Source organism: Micromonospora sp. CPCC 206060 (assembly GCF_036906895.1).
Classification (GTDB): Bacteria; Actinomycetota; Actinomycetes; order Mycobacteriales; family Micromonosporaceae; genus Micromonospora.
In genome coordinates this window covers 99,070-114,382 of the sequence record NZ_JBAKHU010000016.1, presented here as the reverse complement: position 1 = coordinate 114,382, position 15,313 = coordinate 99,070, and the positions used below count along the sequence as shown (strand labels likewise).

The window sequence follows — 15,313 nt, the reverse complement described above, 5'->3', positions numbered from 1 at the left end:
GGGTTCATCGTCATCGACGAGGCAACCAACCGCACCGTCGGCGCAGGAATGATCGTCGAAGCCTCCTGAACAGGTAAGGAAGGGCCCCTTCTTATCGCATTCGGTATAGGAAGGGGCCCTTCTTAACAGCCCTAGCCGAGGATCTGCGTCCGGTAGAACGTCCACGCGTCGCCGACCATGTCGTGCAGGGTGGGCTTGGCCGGTACCCAGCCCAGCTCGTCCCGGGCCAGCTGCGAGGAGGCGACCAGCTCGGCCGGGTCCCCCTCGCGCCGGGGGGCGACCTCGACCGGCACCGGCTGGCCGGTGACCTCGCGGACCACGTCGGCCACCTGGCGGTTGGTGAAGCCGTTGCCGTTGCCCAGGTTGTAGATCCGGTGCTGGCCCGGCGTGGCCGCGCCCAGCGCCAGCAGGTGCGCCCGGGCCAGGTCCTCGACGTGGATGTAGTCCCGGACGCAGGTGCCGTCGACCGTCGGGTAGTCGTCGCCGAAGAGCTGGAGCTTCTCCCGGCGGCCGGCGGCCACGTCGAGGGCGATCGGGATGAGGTGACTCTCCGGGTCGTGCCGCTCGCCGAGGGCAATGTCCCCGGTGAGGTGCGCCCCGGCCACATTGAAGTAGCGCAGCGACACGGCGGCCAGGTTGTGCGCGATCGCCTCCGAGGTCAGCGCCATGTCCACGGCCAGCTTGGTGGCGCCGTACGTGTTGGTGGGGGCCTTCACCGCGGTCTCCGGGATGGGCAGTTCCACCGGGTTGCCGTAGACCGCAGCGGTGGAGGAGAAGACCAGCCGGGGCACCCCGGCCGCCCGGACCGCGTCGAGCAGGGCCAGCGAGCCGATGGTGTTGACATCCCAGTACCGCTCCGGGTGGACCATCGACTCACCGGCGGCGATCAGCGCGGCGAAGTGCAGTACCCCGTCGAAGCCGGCCTCCGGGGTGAGCACGGTGGCGGCGTCGTGGATCCGGGCCTGGACGAAGGTCGCCTCCGGCGCCAGCGCCTCGACGTGGCCGGTACGCAGGTCATCGAGGACGACCACCTGGTGTCCGGCGTCGAGCAGCATCCGGGTGACGACGCTGCCGATGTACCCGGCGCCGCCGGTGACGAGCAGTTTCACGTAGGGTCCTCTCTGCCTCGCCGCTTCTTGCGGGCCGCGGCGTCTCCCGTGGCCACCCTACGACCAGCGGGTGTACCGGGCACCGGCCTGGTCGGACGCCTGGCTCGACGTCACCGACCCCGCGTTCCCGCAGCGGCCGGACGGGGGCGGGTCCCCTCGATTCCGCCGCATCGGAGGCGGTCGTTGTCTACCATCTGTGGTCATGCGGGAATCGGCAGGTCCCGGTGCGCGGCGACGGTCGTCTGCGCGTTCCCGCCGGTCACCCGGCCCGTTGGCCCGGGGCGCGGCCCGGGTGGTGGTCCGCGCCGCAGACGCGGCGACCCGGCTGGTGACCGCCCTGCTCGGGGCGAGTCCGACCGCGGGCCGGGAGCTGATCAGTGAGGCGGAGCTGCGGGAACTGGTCGCCGCGAACACCCGGCTCGATCCGGTGGAGCGGCGGATCATCGGCGAGGTGCTGGTGGCCGGGGCCAGCCTGGTCCGTGAGGTGATGATGCCCCGCACCGAGGTGGTCTTCCTCTCCGCCCGGCTCAGTCTCGCCGAGGCCGCGCAGCTCGTCCGGGCCGAGACGCACACCCGGTACCCGGTCATCGACGGCACCCATGACGACGTGGTGGGCTTCGTGCACCTGCGGGACGTGCTGCTCCGCCCGGCCGGGGACCGGCGGGCCACGGTCGGCGAACTGACCCGGGAGGTCAAGCGGCTACCCGGCAGCAAGCGGGTACTGGCGGCGTTGAGCGAGATGCGCCGGGAACGGCAGCACCTCGCGGTGGTGGTCGACGAGTACGGCGGCACGGCCGGGATCGTCACCCTGGAGGACCTCATCGAGGAGCTGATCGGGGAGATCCACGACGAGTACGACGCCGCCCCCGATCCGGTGCTGGTCGGCCTGCCGGCGGTGGTGGACGGCCGGCTCAACCTGGCGGACTTCGCGGAGCGGACCGGGGTGCTGCTGCCGGCCGGTCCGTACGAGACGGTGGGCGGGTTCGTGATGGCGGCCCTGGGCCGGTTGCCGGTGGCCGGCGACGAGGTCACCTTCGTCGGGGAACCGGCGGCCGACCGCGACCCGGACCCGGCCGACGTCGGGGAGAGCTGTGTGCTGCGGGTGCTCGCCCTGGACGGCCGGCGGGTCGCCCGGGTCGCGGTCTCCGCCGGTCGGCTGCCCGAGCAGCGCCGGGCGTTGCCGCCCGGGGAGCCGGCCCGCGAACGGCCGGGCCGGTGACCGGACCACGGTGTGGCACGGGCGGGACGACCCGGGGCCGTCATGACGGATCGCAGGTGTTGCTGACAGAATGCCGGCATGTCCGACGTTCCTGCCCGCCCCCGAGTCCTCTCCGGTATCCAGCCGACGGGTGACTCGTTCCATCTCGGCAACTACCTCGGCGCGGTACGCCACTGGGTGGCGTTGCAGGACACCCACGACGCCTTCTACTGCGTGGTCGACCTGCACGCGATCACCGCCGGGCACGAGCCGGAGGTGCTGCGTCGGCGTACCCGGGTGGCCGCCGCCCAGTTGCTCGCGGTCGGGCTGGACCCGAAGCGGTGCACGCTCTTCGTCCAGTCGCACGTCCCGGAGCACGCCCAGCTCGCCTGGGTGCTGAGCTGCCTCACCGGTTTCGGTGAGGCGAGCCGGATGGTGCAGTTCAAGGACAAGTCGACCAAGCAGGGCACCGAGCGGGCCAGCGTCGGGCTCTTCACGTACCCGATCCTCCAGGCCGCCGACATCCTGCTCTACCAGGCGCAGGCGGTGCCGGTGGGCGAGGACCAGCGGCAGCACCTGGAACTGACCCGGGACCTGGCCCAGCGGTTCAACACCCTGTTCGGCCCGGCGTTCACCGTTCCGGCGCCGTACATCGTCAAGGACACCGCCAAGATCGTCGACCTCCAGGATCCGACGTCGAAGATGTCGAAGTCGGCGTCCACCCCGGCCGGGCTGATCGAGCTGCTGGAGGACCCGGCCCGGTCGGCCAAGAAGATCAAGTCGGCGGTGACCGACACCGGCCGGGAGATCGTCTTCGACGCGGTGACCAAGCCGGGCATCTCCAACCTGCTCACCATCTACTCCGCGCTGACCGAGCGGAGCATCGACGACCTGGTGGCCGAGTTCGCGGGCCGGGGCTACGGCGACCTGAAGAAGGCCCTGGCCGAGGTGGTCGTCGACTTCGTCCGACCGATCCAGGAGCGCACCCGGGCGTACCTCGACGACCAGGCCGAACTGGACCGGCTGCTGGCGACCGGTGCGGAGAAGGCCCGCGCGGTGGCGGCGGCGACCCTCCGGACGGCGTACGAGCGGGTCGGCTTCCTCGCGCCAGCGGGGAACGGTCAGCCCGGCCTCGCGCCAGCGGGGAACGGTTGATCGGGTCTTCGGCCGGAAGGTGGCGCGGGTGGTGCGCAGGGCAGAGCCGGAGCATACCGGCGTCGCGATGACCCAGATCGGGGTCGCCGTGGACATCCCCGAGCCGTGGGGTCCCTTTCTCACCCGGTGCCGGGCCGATGCGGGTGATCCGCAGGCCGCGGACATCCCGGCCCACGTGACCCTGCTCGGTCCGACCGAGCTGCCGGTGGCCAGTCTGCCTGCGGTGGAGGCGCACCTGGCGGCGGTCGCGGCGGCCCACCCGCCGTACACCCTGCACCTGCGGGGTACCGGGACGTTCCGGCCGGTCACCCAGGTCGTCTTCGTGGCGGTGGCCGCCGGGATAAGCGAGTGCGAACTACTTGCGGCGGCCATCAGCTCCGCCCCGGAGCTGCAACGGGAGACCCGTTTTCCGTACCACCCGCACGTCACGGTTGCGCAGGACGTCCCGCCGGAGGGACTGGACAAGGTGTACGAGGAACTGGCCGACTTCTCCGCCCTGTTCGAGGTCGACTGCTTCACCCTCTTCTCGCACGGCGGTCAGGCCCGCTGGCAGCCCCGCCGGGACTTCCGGCTGGGCGGCTGAGTTGGCCACCGGGTCGACGGTGGGGGCGGCGTGAACGTCTTCGGGTCGATCGAGGCCCACTTCGGCCGGCAGGTGACACGGGCCCGTCGGCGCTCGGCTGCCTTCGACCACCTCTGGCGGGCGCTGACCCACTACAACGAGCTGATCGCGGGGCGGCTCGCGGCGGCCATCGCCTACTACGGGTTCTTCGCGGTCTTCGCGCTCGCCCTGGTGGGGTACTGGGTCTTCGGTGCCGTGCTGGAGAACAGCGACGAGGTCAGTGTCGCGGCGGCGGACTTCCTGCGGGAGAACCTGCCGTTCATCGACCCGGCCCAGATCCAGGAGAGCAGCGGCACTGTCGGGGTGGTCGGTCTGGTCATCCTGGTGTTCACCGGGGTCGGCTGGGTGGAGGCGATCCGGTCCTCGCAGCGGCTCATCTACGGCCTGCGTCAGCAGCCGGGCAACCTGGTGGTCCGCTGGCTGGTCGACCTGGGTGTGCTGTTCGGCGTCTTCGTGCTGCTGGGCGTCTCGGTCGCGGCGGTGGACACCCTGGAGTCATTCCTCCGCTGGCTGCTGCGCAGTACCGGGTCGATCGGACTGACCACGGTCAGCGCGGTGTTGAGCGTGCTGGTCAACCTGGTGCTGGCGGCGGCCCTGCTGGTGGCGGTACCCCGACTGCGGATCAGCCGGCGCCGGCTACGACCTGCGGTGCTGCTGGTCGCGGTGGGGATCACCCTGCTCAACACGGTCGGGCGGTACTACGTGGTCCGCACCGAGCGGAACCCGGCGTACACCGTGGTCGCCGGTGCCGTCGGGTTGCTGCTCTACCTCTACCTGCTCAACCAACTGGTGCTCTTCGGGGCGGCGCTCGCCGCGACCAGCCGGTACGGACGGGTGGTCGATCTCGCCTTGGCGGGGCTGCCGTCGACACCGGGGCAGCCGGTCGGACCCGGTGCGGAGTTGGTGGGGCCCGGTGGCCCGGAGCCGGTCCGCCGGGATGGACCCGACGTTCCGGCCACCCCGCCGGCCACCCCGACCGAGGAGTCTGCTGGCCCGGACCGGCCGGAGAGGAACTGATCCCGTGGATGTCACCGTCTCGTCGGACTCGGCGGTTCCGCCGTACGAGCAGGTGCGTGGTCAGCTCGCCGCGATGATCGGCGACGGCCGGTTGCCGGTCGGTACCCGGCTGCCCACCGTCCGGCAGCTCGCGGGCCAGTTGGAGCTGGCGGTGAACACGGTGGCCCGGGCGTACCGCGAACTGGAGGCGGCGGGTCTGGTGCAGACCCGGGGCCGGCACGGCACGGTTGTCGCACCCGGGCGCGATGATGCGACCGACCGGCTCCAGCGGGCGGCTGCCGGGTACGCCGCCGAGGCGGCCCGGCTCGGTGTGCCGGCGGATGCCGCGCTCGCGCTGGTCCGGGCGGCCCTCGACGCCGGGCCGGCCTGACCTCGGGGTACCCGACTGCGCCGGCAGACCGACCCCCGCTGCCAGTTGCCGCCCGCACGACCGGTCCCCACGACCGACCGACGAACGGAGCGCCGACAGTGACCGAGCCGAAGCCGTACCGGGTGGAGGTCGCCATCGACGCTCCACGGGAGACCGTCTGGCGGGCGTTGACCGAGCCGGACGAACTCCGCCAGTGGTTCGGTTGGGACCACGAAGGGATCGACGCGGAGATCCGGTACATCTTCGCCGACCATGCCGAGCTGTTCCCGCCGGACCGGATCGCCCTGGAGGACGGGCAGGAGATCCAGGTCGACCCGACGGACGGCGGCGGGACGATGGTGCGGGCCCGGCAACCGGGTGCCCTCGACGATCCCCGGTGGGCCGACGTGCACGACGGGATGGAGGAGGGCTGGCGGAGCTTCTTCGAGCAACTGCGGTACCTCCTGGAGGGTCGGCCATCCGACCGGCGACGGACCGTCTACCTGACCGGCACCGTGACCGGACCGGAGCTGGTCGGCCTGGTCACGTCGGCCGGGGTGCGGGAGGACCGGTACGCCGGTCGTTACCAGGTCGTTGTCGTGGATCCGCAGGGCCGGCTGGTGGTGGCCGCGGCCGACCGGCCGCTGGATGCCGGGGAGGCGTCGTCCGCCAGCATCACGGTCAGCGGGTACGGACTGGACGACGTGACCTTCGCCGAGCTGCGCACGCAGTGGCTGGCGCGGTGGCAGGTGGCGGCCACCGGAGTCGACGTCACCCCTTAATTCGCTATTCGGGCAAAAGGGGCTTAGTTCGGGTTTCCGGGAGCCATGATGGGCCGGTGGGCGCACTGGTGACGCTGGACCTTCCCGATGACTCGCCGATGCTCGACCTGCCCTGGATCATCACGTTCGGCCCGCTCGGTGACGAGGACGAGTGGGAACCGGTGGTCTGCGGGCCGTACGAGCGGGGGCACGCGTTGGCCCTCGCGGAGGCGGTGGTGGCCGACGAGGAGCTGATGGCGGTGGTCGAGCCGCTGCTGCCCGCAGCATCCGTCGAGGCGGTGCGGGCGGAGATCGCGACGGCGCGGACGTTGGCGGAGGAGGAGGCCAGCGGGGCCGAGGAGGCCGACCTCTACGGCGACTACACCGACGTCCTGGCGGAGGAGGAACCGGCCGAGGAGGAGCGGCAGGCCCGACCGCTCACCGCCCCGACCGAACAGGAGCTCCGCGCCGGCTTCAACCGGATCGCGGAGATGCTCACCGGCAAGGAAACCCCACCGCCGTCGCGCGGCCCGTCGGAACCCCCGGACTGACCCGCCGCACCGCGATCCGGACACACCGGTGCCCCGGAAGTTTCCTTCCGGGGCACCGGCGCCACCTCACCCCCCACCACAAGGGGCCAGCTGCCCAGTCGCCCGGCGGCGCGAAGCGCGACGGACGACCAGGTCGATATGGGGATACCCAGCTACTGCCGTTCCAACCACGCGCCGGCGTCCACCGGCAGCACCACCGCGCCGTCCCGCTCGGTCAGCCCGGCACTGGCCGCCAACGGCCGGCCGTAGCCGCGCAGCTCGACCGGGCTGCCGCTGATGTTGACCACGCAGACCAGCTCGGTCGAACCGTCGTTCGCAGCCCGGCTGAAGGCCAGCACTCCGGGCTCGGTCTCCAGCCAGGTCACCCCGTCGGCGCCGTCGGCGAGCGCGCGGTGGGCCCGGCGGATCCGCAGCGCCGCGCGGTAGAGCTCCAGCGTGGAGCCGGGCACGTCGTTCTGCGCGGCCACCGAGAGCTCCCGCCAGGTCGCCGGAGCGGGCAGCCAGCTCAGCTCGGAACCGTGCGGGCCGAAGCCGTACGGCGCCAGGTCGCCGTTCCACGGCAGGGGTACCCGGCAGCCGTCCCGGCTCTCCCCGGTACGCAGGAACTGCGGGTCCTGGCGTACCTCGTCCGGCAGGTCCAGCACCTCCGGCAGGCCCAGCTCCTCGCCCTGGTAGAGGTAGGTGCAGCCGGGCAGCGCGAGCATCAGCAGCGCCGCCGCGCGGGCGCGACGGAGGCCGACCTCGCCGTCGCCGTACCGGGTGACGTGCCGCTGCTTGTCGTGGTTGGAGAGGACCCAGGTGGTCGGTGCCCCGACGATGGTCGCCTCGGCCAGCGCGGTGTCGACCACCTTGCGGAACGAGTCGGCGGACCAGGTGGCGTCGAGGAAGTCGAAGCTGAACGCCTGGTGCAGCTCGTCCGGGCCGATGTAGCGGGCCAGCCGCTGCGGGGTCTCCGCCCACGCCTCCGCGACCGCCATCCGGCCGCCCGGGTAGCTGTCCAGGATCGGCCGCCAGGCGCGGTAGATGTCGTGGATCTCGTCCTGGTCGAAGTAGGGGAGCCGGCCCTTGCCGAGCAGTTCGGCCTGGCGCCGGCCGGTGGTCATGGTGCTGAAACCGACGTCCGGCAGCCCGTCCTCCTTGATCATGCCGTGGGCGACATCGATCCGGAAGCCGTCCACCCCCCGGTCCAGCCAGAACCGCAGGATGTCCTCGAACTCGGCGCGTACCTCAGGGTTGCGCCAGTCGAGGTCGGGCTGGGCGGGGTCGAACAGGTGCAGGTACCACTGGCCGTCCGGCACCCGGGTCCAGGCCGGCCCACCGAAGATCGACTCCCAGTCGTTCGGCGGCAGTTCGCCGTGCTCACCCTGACCGTCGCGGAACAGGTACCGCTCCCGCTCGGGCGAGCCGGGCGCGGCGGCCAGGGCGGCGGTGAACCACGGGTGGGCGCTGGAGGTGTGGTTGGGCACGATGTCGACGATGATCCGCAGTCCGAGGGCGTGCGCGTCGGTGATCATCGCGTCGAAGTCGGCAAGCGTGCCGAACATCGGGTCGACATCCCGGTAGTCGGCCACGTCGTACCCGCCATCGATCATCGGCGAGGTGTAGAAGGGGGTCAGCCAGAGCGCGTCCACCCCGAGGTCACGTAGGTACGGCAGGCGCTGCTGGATGCCCAGCAGATCACCGATGCCGTCGCCGTTGGAGTCGGCGAAGCTGCGGACGTAGACCTGGTAGACGACGGCGGACCGCCACCAGTCGGCGTCGGAGGTGGTGGGCGGCGGCAGGGCACTGGCGGTCATGGGTGCGTTCCCCGATCTGATGGCGCGGGAGGTGGTGTGCGCGGACCCCGCGCATGGCCGATCAGACGCGCGCGGGACGTCAGACGAGAATGCCGCTCGATGACTGCAAGAGTCAAGCAGTTCTTGCGCAAGAAATGACAGCGGTCACGCCGGGACGGCCACCTCGGGGGGAGCCGGACGCTGCCGACCGGCCGGAGCGCCGCCACCGAGCCGGCTCCGGCCCTCGGTGGGGGCGATCGCGGTGGAACCGCGGACCACCAGCTCGGGGCGGAAGGTGTACTCCGAGTGCGGGGCGGCGTGCCCGTTGATCTCGTCGACCAGAGCCCGGACTGCGGCCACCGACATCGCGGAGACCGGCTGACGCATGGTGGTCAGCGGCGGATCGGTGAAGGCCATCAACGGCGAGTCGTCGTAACCGACCACGGAGAGGTCGTGCGGCACGGAGAGGCCACGCTGCCGGGCCGCCCGGACCGCACCGAGCGCCATCAGGTCGGAACCGCAGACCATTCCCGTCACGCCCCGGTCGATCAGCCGCGCCGCGGCGGCCCCGCCGCCCTCCACGCCGAAGAGCGAGAGCTCGGCCAGGGATTCCAGCTCGCTGTCGGGCAGCTCGGTCAGTCGCCGCATGGCCGCCCGGTAGCCGGCCACCTTGCGTTGCACCGGCACGAAGCGGTCGGGGCCGGTGATCAGACCGATCCGCCGGTGGCCGAGGGCCACCAGGTGGGCCACGCCCAGCTCGACCGCCTCCCGGTCGTCGCACGAGACGAAGGGCGCGGGGATGCCGGGGGCGTACCCGTTGATCATCACGATCGGCAGCGGTCGGGCGATCAGCGCCCGGTACCGCTCGTGGTTGGCAGCGGTGTCCGCGTGCAGCCCGGAGACGAAGACGATGCCGGAGACCTGCCGGTCGAGCAGCATCTCGACGTACTCGTCCTCGGTCACCCCGCCCGGGCTCTGGGTGCACAGCACCGGGGTGAACCCGCTCTGCGCCAGGGTCGACTCGATCACCTGCGCGAAGGCCGGGAAGATCGGGTTCTCCAGTTCGGGCACCACGAGCCCGACCAGGCCGGCACTACGCTTGCGTAGCCGGGCCGGGCGCTCGTATCCGAGCACGTCAAGGGCGGTGAGGACGGCCTGCCGGGTCTCCGGCGCGACCCCGGGGCGGTCATTGAGCACCCGCGACACCGTGGCCTCGCTGACTTCGGCCTGTTGGGCGATGTCGGACAGTCGAGCGCGCATGGCGGAACTCTAACGCAAAAGCAACTTCTTGCGCGACAGGCCGCAAGAACTTGCAGCTTCGACCATTCCCCGGTCATGGCCTGGCGTTTCGACTGCTTTATCCCCCAGTTGTGGGGGCATCGTGCTCACTGCCCGTGTTCATCCAGCTGGTAGCGGGAGTTTCCGGCCCGGCCGGGTGCGATCTCGATCACTCGGCAACCGCCCGAAACACGTAGAAGATCCGAAACGGCGGGATGCCGGATGGCGATCGGAACTCGAATGTTGCAAGCTGGTTCGCAAGGGGTTTCTTGTTCGGAAACTTCTTGCTACTGTCCCGCCGATACCCCGGCAGGCAATTAGGAGCGCACATGCGTCGCATAGCCAAGGGGATCGTTGTTCTCGCGTCTACGACCCTCGCTCTCACGCTCGCCGCCTGCGGCGGCGAGGAGAAGGCGGCGGACGAGAAGCCGAAGACCGATCCCGCATCTCTCAAGGCCGAGCTGACCTGGTGGGACACCTCGGACCCGAAGAACGAGGGTCCGGCGTTCCAGGAGTTGATCGCGAAGTTCAACCAGACCTACCCGAACGTCAAGATCAACTACCAGTCGGTCCCGTTCGGTGAGGCCCAGAACAAGTTCAAGACCGCCGCGCAGGCCAAGACGGGCGCACCGGACATCCTGCGGGCCGAGGTGGCCTGGGTGCCGGAGTTCGCGTCGCTGGGTCACCTCTACGCGCTGGACGGCTCCGAGTTGCTGGCCGACGAGTCCGACTTCCTGTCGACGCCCATGTCGTCCAACAAGTTCGACGGCAAGACCTACGGCGTTCCGCAGGTGACCGACTCCCTGGCGCTCATGTACAACAAGGAGCTGTTCACCAAGGCCGGCATCGCCGAGGCCCCGAAGACCTGGGCCGAGCTGAAGACCGCCGCGCAGACCATCAAGCAGAAGACCGGCGTCGACGGCCTCTTCGTCAACCCGGCCGGCTATTTCATGCTGCCGTTCCTCTACGGCGAGGGTGGCGACCTGGTCGACACCCAGGCCAAGAAGATCGTGGTCAACTCGGACAAGAACGTCGCCGGCCTGAACGTGGCCAAGGACCTGATCGCCTCCGGCGCCGCGTCCAAGCCCCCGGCGAACGACGCCTACGGCACCATGATGACCCTCTTCAAGGAGAAGAAGGTCGCCATGATCATCAACGGTCCGTGGGAGGTCAGCAACGTCAAGAACGCGCCGGCCTTCGGCGGCCTGGAGAACCTCGGCGTCGCCCCGGTCCCGGCCGGCTCGGCCCGCGCCGGTGCCCCGGTCGGCGGTCACAACTACGTGATCTGGTCCGGCATGCCGCAGGAGAAGGTCGACGCCGCGGTCGCGTTCGTCAAGTTCATGAGCTCCGCCGAGTCGCAGGCGTTCCTGGCCGAGAAGCTGGGGCTGCTGCCGACCCGCAAGTCCGCCTACGACGTCGCGTCGGTCAAGGCCAACCCGACGATCTCGGCCTTCAAGCCGGTCGTCGAGGCCGCCGTCGAGCGTCCGTGGATCCCCGAGGCCGGTCAGTTCTTCGGCCCGCTGGACCAGATGGCCACCGAGGTGCTGATCCAGGGCAAGGACCCGAAGGCGTCCCTGGAGGCCGTCGCTAACAAGTACAAGTCCGAGGTCGTCACCGGGTACGGCCTCTGATCTGACCGACCGTTGGCGCTGGCAGCGGCCGGCGACCACTCGGCAACCCGGCAGGGTCGACACGACTCGCTTCGTGCGGCCCTGCCGGGGTCTCCTCCCCTTGTTGGAGCGCAGCTGAATGACAACTGTGACAGCCGATCCGGTGCCCGCCCCCGCGCCGGCTGGCCGCCGCCCGAAGCAGCCGTCCCGTCTGCGGCGGAGCTGGGACAAGCACTGGTACGCCTGGGCGATGGTGATCCCCGTCGTCGTCGTTCTGGCGGTACTGATCTTCTATCCGCTCGTCCGGGGCATCTACCTCTCCTTCACCAACCTCACCGAGGCCAACCAGACCGCCGAGATCTGCACCAAGTCGATCACCGGCTCGGAGGTCTGCAAGGCCAACCCGAACCGCTGGGAGTTCGTCGGCCTGGACAACTACGTCCGGGTGCTCAGCGGTGAGGTCGGCGAGTTCTGGCAGTGGACCGCGGTCACCCTGATCTGGACCGTGGCCTGCGTGGTCTTCCACTACGGCCTCGGCCTCGGCCTCGCCGTGATGCTCAACCGGCCGATGTGGGGCCGCACCCTCTACCGGATCCTGCTGGTCCTGCCCTGGGCCGTCCCGGCCTTCGTGAGCGCGTTCGCCTGGAAGTTCATCTTCAACGAGCGGTTCGGCCTGGCCAACTCGCTGCTCACCGCGGTCGGCATCGACCCGGTCGACTGGTTCGGCGACTGGCGTACCTCGCTGCTCACCGCGATCATCACCAACATCTGGCTCGGCGTGCCGTTCATGATGGTGGCGCTGCTCGGGGGCATGCAGACCATCCCGGCAGAGCTCTACGAGGCGGCCGAGATCGACGGCGCCACCCCGTGGCAGCGGTTCAAGAACATCACCCTGCCCGGTCTGCGGCCGGTCAGCATGACGGTGATCCTGCTCGGCACCATCTGGACCTTCAACATGTTCCCGATCATCTTCCTGGTGACCGAGGGACAGCCGGCCGGGGAGAGCGAGATCCTGGTGACCGGCGCGTACCGGGCCGCGTTCGAGGGGATCCGGAACTACTCCCTCTCCTCCACGTACGGCGTGCTGATCCTGTCGATCCTGCTCGTCTTCTCGGTTTTCTACCGGCGGATGCTCCGTAAGCAAGGCGAGGTGTGGTGATATGACCCAGATTGCCGGTACTGGCACACTGCCGGCTGCTGCCGTACCCCGGGGTGCCCGGCACTCCCGCCCCCGGGACTCCCGCAGCAGCCGCAGCCCGGCCAAGTCGATCCTGCTGCACGGCACCCTGATCATCGCCTCGTTGATCGCGATCGGGCCGATCGTCTGGGTGCTGCTCTCCTCGCTCAAGCCCGGGTACGCCATCCAGAGCAGCGACCTGACGCTGATCAAGGACCCGACCCTGGCCAACTACCGCTACGTGCTGGGGGAGACCAGCTTCCTGCGGTGGTTCGGCAACTCGGTGGTCGTCGCGGCGTTCACCATGGCGGTCGGCATCTTCTTCTCGGCCACCACCGGCTATGCGCTGTCCCGGTTCAACTTCCCGGGGCGCCGGCCGCTGATGATGGTGTTCCTGGTGACCCAGATGTTCCCGGTGGCCATCCTGATCGTGCCGATCTACACGATCATGGCGAACCTCGGCCTGATCAACGCGCTGCCCTCGTTGATCATCGCCAACCTGACCATCGCGGTGCCGTTCTGCGCCTGGATGCTCAAGGGCTACTTCGACTCGATTCCCACCTCGCTGGACGAGGCGGCGTCGATCGACGGCTGCGGACCGTTCGGCACCTTCTGGCGGGTGGTGCTGCCGCTGGCCCGGCCGGCCATCGCGGTGACCGCGTTCTACTCCTTCCTCACCGCCTGGGGTGAGGTGGCGTACGCGTCGGCCTTCATCCAGGAGGACCGGAAGTTCACCCTGGCGTACGGCCTCCAGCAGTTCGTCCCGCAGTTCAACCCGCAGTGGGAGTACCTCACCGCGGCGGCCGTGCTGGTCACCATCCCGGCCGGCATCGTCTTCTTCTTCGCCCAGCGGCACCTGGTGTCCGGTCTGACCGCCGGCGGCACCAAGGGCTAGGCCTAGATGTTAGGAAGGGCCCCTTGTTATCGGATTCCGTTGTACAAGGGGCCCTTCCTAACATCTGAACTGATGGGGCAGGATGGGCGGCGTGGAAGCTCTGCGGCTCGTGCTGCTCTACCTGCACCTGATCGGTTTCGCGCTGCTCCTCGGCGGGGCGATCGCGCAGTACGTCACCGGTCGGCTCCGGATCAACGCGCCGATGCTCTGGGGCGCGGTGGTCCAGCTCGTCACCGGCATCGGGCTCTCCGCCCCGCTGCGCGACGGCGACGAACCGGCCCCGGCGAAACTTGTTACCAAGCTGGTGCTGGCGCTGGCGATCTTCGCAATGGTGTTCTTCTCCCGTAAACGGGACGCGGTCAACCGGGGTCACTTCCTGGCGACCATCGGTTTGACTCTCGTCACGGCGGCGGTCGCGGTCTTCTGGCGGTAACGTCCCGGTCACCGGGGCAACGTTGCCTGCAACGCCCTGAACAGGGCGATTGCTTCCGAAAACCGGATTTTCCCCGCCACGCTGCGACGATGTACCACTGCGGGGAGTGACATGCCCCACGGCATGGTTACGCCGGGGTAACAAGCATCGAACAGTCGGGCACGATTGTCGGCCGGTGGACGGGCGCGGGCGTACGCTCTGCCTCCGTAACGTGGGACAGCCGGCGGCGACGGGCAGGCCGGCTTAGGGCTGCCACCGCGACATCCAAGCGGTGTGCAATGGGAAGGAGACCGTCTTGCGCGCTTCGCGTGGGATGCGGATCGTTTCGGTGTTCGCGGTTGGCGGGCTTGCGCTGAGCGCTGCCGCCTGCGGTGAGGCGCCGAGTGACGACCAGGGCGCCGGTGACGGTGGCAAGAAGTACAGCGCCTGCATGGTGACCGACGTCGGTGGCATCGACGACAAGTCGTTCAACACCTCGGCCTGGAAGGGCCTCCAGGCCGCCAAGGCCGAGAACAGCAACATCGACATCAAGTACGTGGCGTCCAAGGCGCAGGCCGACTACGAGCCGAACCTGACCCAGTACGTCAACCAGAAGTGCGACTTCATCCTGGCCGTGGGTGGCCTGATGGGCGATGCCACCTCCAAGATCGCCAAGGCGAACCCGAACCAGCAGTTCGGCATCGTCGACGCGAAGGTCCCGGAGACCAACGTCTACCCGATGCAGTTCGACACCGCGCAGGCCGGCTTCCTCGCCGGTTACCTGGCCGCCGGCATGAGCAAGTCCGGCAAGGTGGGCACCTACGGCGGCATGAAGATCCCGCCGGTGACCATCTTCATGGACGGCTACGCCGACGGTGTCGCCTACTACAACCAGGCCAAGGGCAAGAGCGTCCAGGTGCTCGGTTGGGACAAGGCCAAGCAGGACGGCTCGTTCACCAACGACTTCGGCAAGCAGGACGAGGGCAAGAAGGTGGGCGACACGCTGGTCGCGCAGGGCGCCGACATCATCATGCCGGTTGCCGGTGGCGCCGGCCTCGGCACCACCTCCGCCGCCCAGGCCTCCGGTGGCAAGTACAACACCATCTGGGTGGACGTCGACGGCTGCGAGAGCACCCAGAACTGCCCGGCCATCATCACCACCGTGGTGAAGAACATCCCGGACGCGGTGAAGGAGGCCGTGGTCAAGGCCGCCGGCGGCACCAAGCTGGAGGCCACCCCGGGCTTCCTGGGCTCGCTGGCCAACAACGGTGTCTCGCTGGCTCCGTACCACGAGTTCGACAGCAAGGTCCCGGCCGAGCTCAAGGCCGAGGTCGACAAGCTGAAGGCCGACATCGTCGCCGGCACCGTCAAGGTCACCTCGGCCGCCCAGCCGAAGTGACGTCC

14 protein-coding genes and 1 pseudogene are annotated in these 15,313 nt (G+C 69.7%); 12 read left to right on the top strand and 3 right to left on the bottom strand.

Annotation, left to right across the window (positions count from 1 at the left end; all coding sequences use genetic code 11):
* Positions 1–131: 131 nt before the first annotated feature.
* Positions 132–1,109: a UDP-glucose 4-epimerase GalE gene (gene galE / locus V6U90_RS13780; protein ID WP_334435352.1), complete on the bottom strand. Its 978-nt coding sequence runs from the start codon at positions 1,107–1,109 to the stop codon at positions 132–134.
* Positions 1,110–1,311: 202 nt separating this feature from the next.
* Between galE and V6U90_RS13775 the strand changes: the two genes are divergently transcribed.
* From V6U90_RS13775 to V6U90_RS13745, 7 genes and pseudogenes are all read left to right on the top strand, one after another.
* Positions 1,312–2,328, top strand: coding sequence for a hemolysin family protein (locus tag V6U90_RS13775; RefSeq protein WP_334435350.1), 1,017 nt, complete (start codon positions 1,312–1,314; stop codon positions 2,326–2,328).
* A 78-nt stretch (positions 2,329–2,406) separates the two neighbouring features.
* Positions 2,407–3,462, top strand: a complete 1,056-nt coding sequence (gene trpS, locus V6U90_RS13770; RefSeq protein ID WP_334435348.1) for a tryptophan--tRNA ligase — start codon at positions 2,407–2,409, stop codon at positions 3,460–3,462.
* Between the two features lie 67 nt (positions 3,463–3,529).
* Positions 3,530–4,045 carry a 2'-5' RNA ligase family protein gene (locus tag V6U90_RS13765; RefSeq protein WP_334435379.1) on the top strand — a complete coding sequence of 172 codons (516 nt, stop codon included), beginning with the start codon at positions 3,530–3,532 and terminating at the stop codon, positions 4,043–4,045.
* A gap of 30 nt (positions 4,046–4,075) precedes the next feature.
* A pseudogene (locus tag V6U90_RS13760) lies at positions 4,076–4,978 on the top strand (YhjD/YihY/BrkB family envelope integrity protein); the annotation flags it as partial.
* Between the two features lie 127 nt (positions 4,979–5,105).
* Entirely contained in the window at positions 5,106–5,471 is a 366-nt protein-coding gene (locus V6U90_RS13755) for a GntR family transcriptional regulator (RefSeq protein WP_334435343.1), read from the top strand.
* A 98-nt stretch (positions 5,472–5,569) separates the two neighbouring features.
* Entirely contained in the window at positions 5,570–6,232 is a 663-nt protein-coding gene (locus V6U90_RS13750; protein WP_334435340.1) for an SRPBCC family protein, read from the top strand.
* 56 nt (positions 6,233–6,288) lie between these two features.
* A complete protein-coding gene (locus tag V6U90_RS13745; RefSeq protein ID WP_334435339.1) occupies positions 6,289–6,762 on the top strand; it encodes a hypothetical protein in 474 nt (157 codons plus the stop codon).
* Positions 6,763–6,914: 152 nt separating this feature from the next.
* Here V6U90_RS13745 and V6U90_RS13740 read toward each other — a convergent pair whose 3' ends face one another.
* Positions 6,915–8,558, bottom strand: coding sequence for a glycoside hydrolase family 13 protein (locus V6U90_RS13740; RefSeq protein WP_334435337.1), 1,644 nt, complete (start codon positions 8,556–8,558; stop codon positions 6,915–6,917).
* Between the two features lie 144 nt (positions 8,559–8,702).
* Positions 8,703–9,797: a LacI family DNA-binding transcriptional regulator gene (locus V6U90_RS13735; protein WP_334435335.1), complete on the bottom strand. Its 1,095-nt coding sequence runs from the start codon at positions 9,795–9,797 to the stop codon at positions 8,703–8,705.
* A 347-nt stretch (positions 9,798–10,144) separates the two neighbouring features.
* Here V6U90_RS13735 and V6U90_RS13730 point away from each other — a divergent pair, with 347 nt between their 5' ends.
* The 5 genes from V6U90_RS13730 to V6U90_RS13710 all read left to right on the top strand — a co-directional run bounded on the left by V6U90_RS13730 (position 10,145) and on the right by V6U90_RS13710 (position 15,308).
* The gene (locus V6U90_RS13730) at positions 10,145–11,446 is read left to right on the top strand and encodes an extracellular solute-binding protein (RefSeq protein WP_334435333.1); all 1,302 of its coding nucleotides are present in this window, start codon (positions 10,145–10,147) and stop codon (positions 11,444–11,446) included.
* 118 nt (positions 11,447–11,564) lie between these two features.
* Positions 11,565–12,584 carry a carbohydrate ABC transporter permease gene (locus tag V6U90_RS13725; RefSeq protein ID WP_334435330.1) on the top strand — a complete coding sequence of 340 codons (1,020 nt, stop codon included), beginning with the start codon at positions 11,565–11,567 and terminating at the stop codon, positions 12,582–12,584.
* A gap of 1 nt (position 12,585) precedes the next feature.
* On the top strand, positions 12,586–13,497 hold the full coding sequence (locus V6U90_RS13720) for a sugar ABC transporter permease (RefSeq protein ID WP_334435328.1): 912 nt from the start codon (positions 12,586–12,588) through the stop codon (positions 13,495–13,497).
* Positions 13,498–13,588: 91 nt separating this feature from the next.
* Positions 13,589–13,930: a hypothetical protein gene (locus tag V6U90_RS13715; RefSeq protein WP_334435325.1), complete on the top strand. Its 342-nt coding sequence runs from the start codon at positions 13,589–13,591 to the stop codon at positions 13,928–13,930.
* Positions 13,931–14,243: 313 nt separating this feature from the next.
* Complete coding sequence (locus V6U90_RS13710) at positions 14,244–15,308, top strand: BMP family lipoprotein (protein WP_334435376.1); 1,065 nt, start codon at positions 14,244–14,246, stop codon at positions 15,306–15,308.
* Positions 15,309–15,313: the final 5 nt, after the last annotated feature.

Excerpts from the sequence above, each read along its gene's own strand:
- V6U90_RS13740 (WP_334435337.1), bottom strand. The coding sequence starts at position 8,558 with ATGACCGCCAGTGCCCTGCCGCCGCCCACCACCTCCGACGCCGACTGG.
- V6U90_RS13725 (WP_334435330.1), top strand. The coding sequence starts at position 11,565 with ATGACAACTGTGACAGCCGATCCGGTGCCCGCCCCCGCGCCGGCTGGC.
- V6U90_RS13710 (WP_334435376.1), top strand. The coding sequence starts at position 14,244 with ATGCGGATCGTTTCGGTGTTCGCGGTTGGCGGGCTTGCGCTGAGCGCT.
- V6U90_RS13775 (WP_334435350.1), top strand. The coding sequence starts at position 1,312 with ATGCGGGAATCGGCAGGTCCCGGTGCGCGGCGACGGTCGTCTGCGCGT.
- V6U90_RS13765 (WP_334435379.1), top strand. The coding sequence starts at position 3,530 with ATGACCCAGATCGGGGTCGCCGTGGACATCCCCGAGCCGTGGGGTCCC.
- V6U90_RS13720 (WP_334435328.1), top strand. The coding sequence starts at position 12,586 with ATGACCCAGATTGCCGGTACTGGCACACTGCCGGCTGCTGCCGTACCC.
- V6U90_RS13735 (WP_334435335.1), bottom strand. The coding sequence starts at position 9,797 with ATGCGCGCTCGACTGTCCGACATCGCCCAACAGGCCGAAGTCAGCGAG.
- V6U90_RS13730 (WP_334435333.1), top strand. The coding sequence starts at position 10,145 with ATGCGTCGCATAGCCAAGGGGATCGTTGTTCTCGCGTCTACGACCCTC.
- trpS (WP_334435348.1), top strand. The coding sequence starts at position 2,407 with ATGTCCGACGTTCCTGCCCGCCCCCGAGTCCTCTCCGGTATCCAGCCG.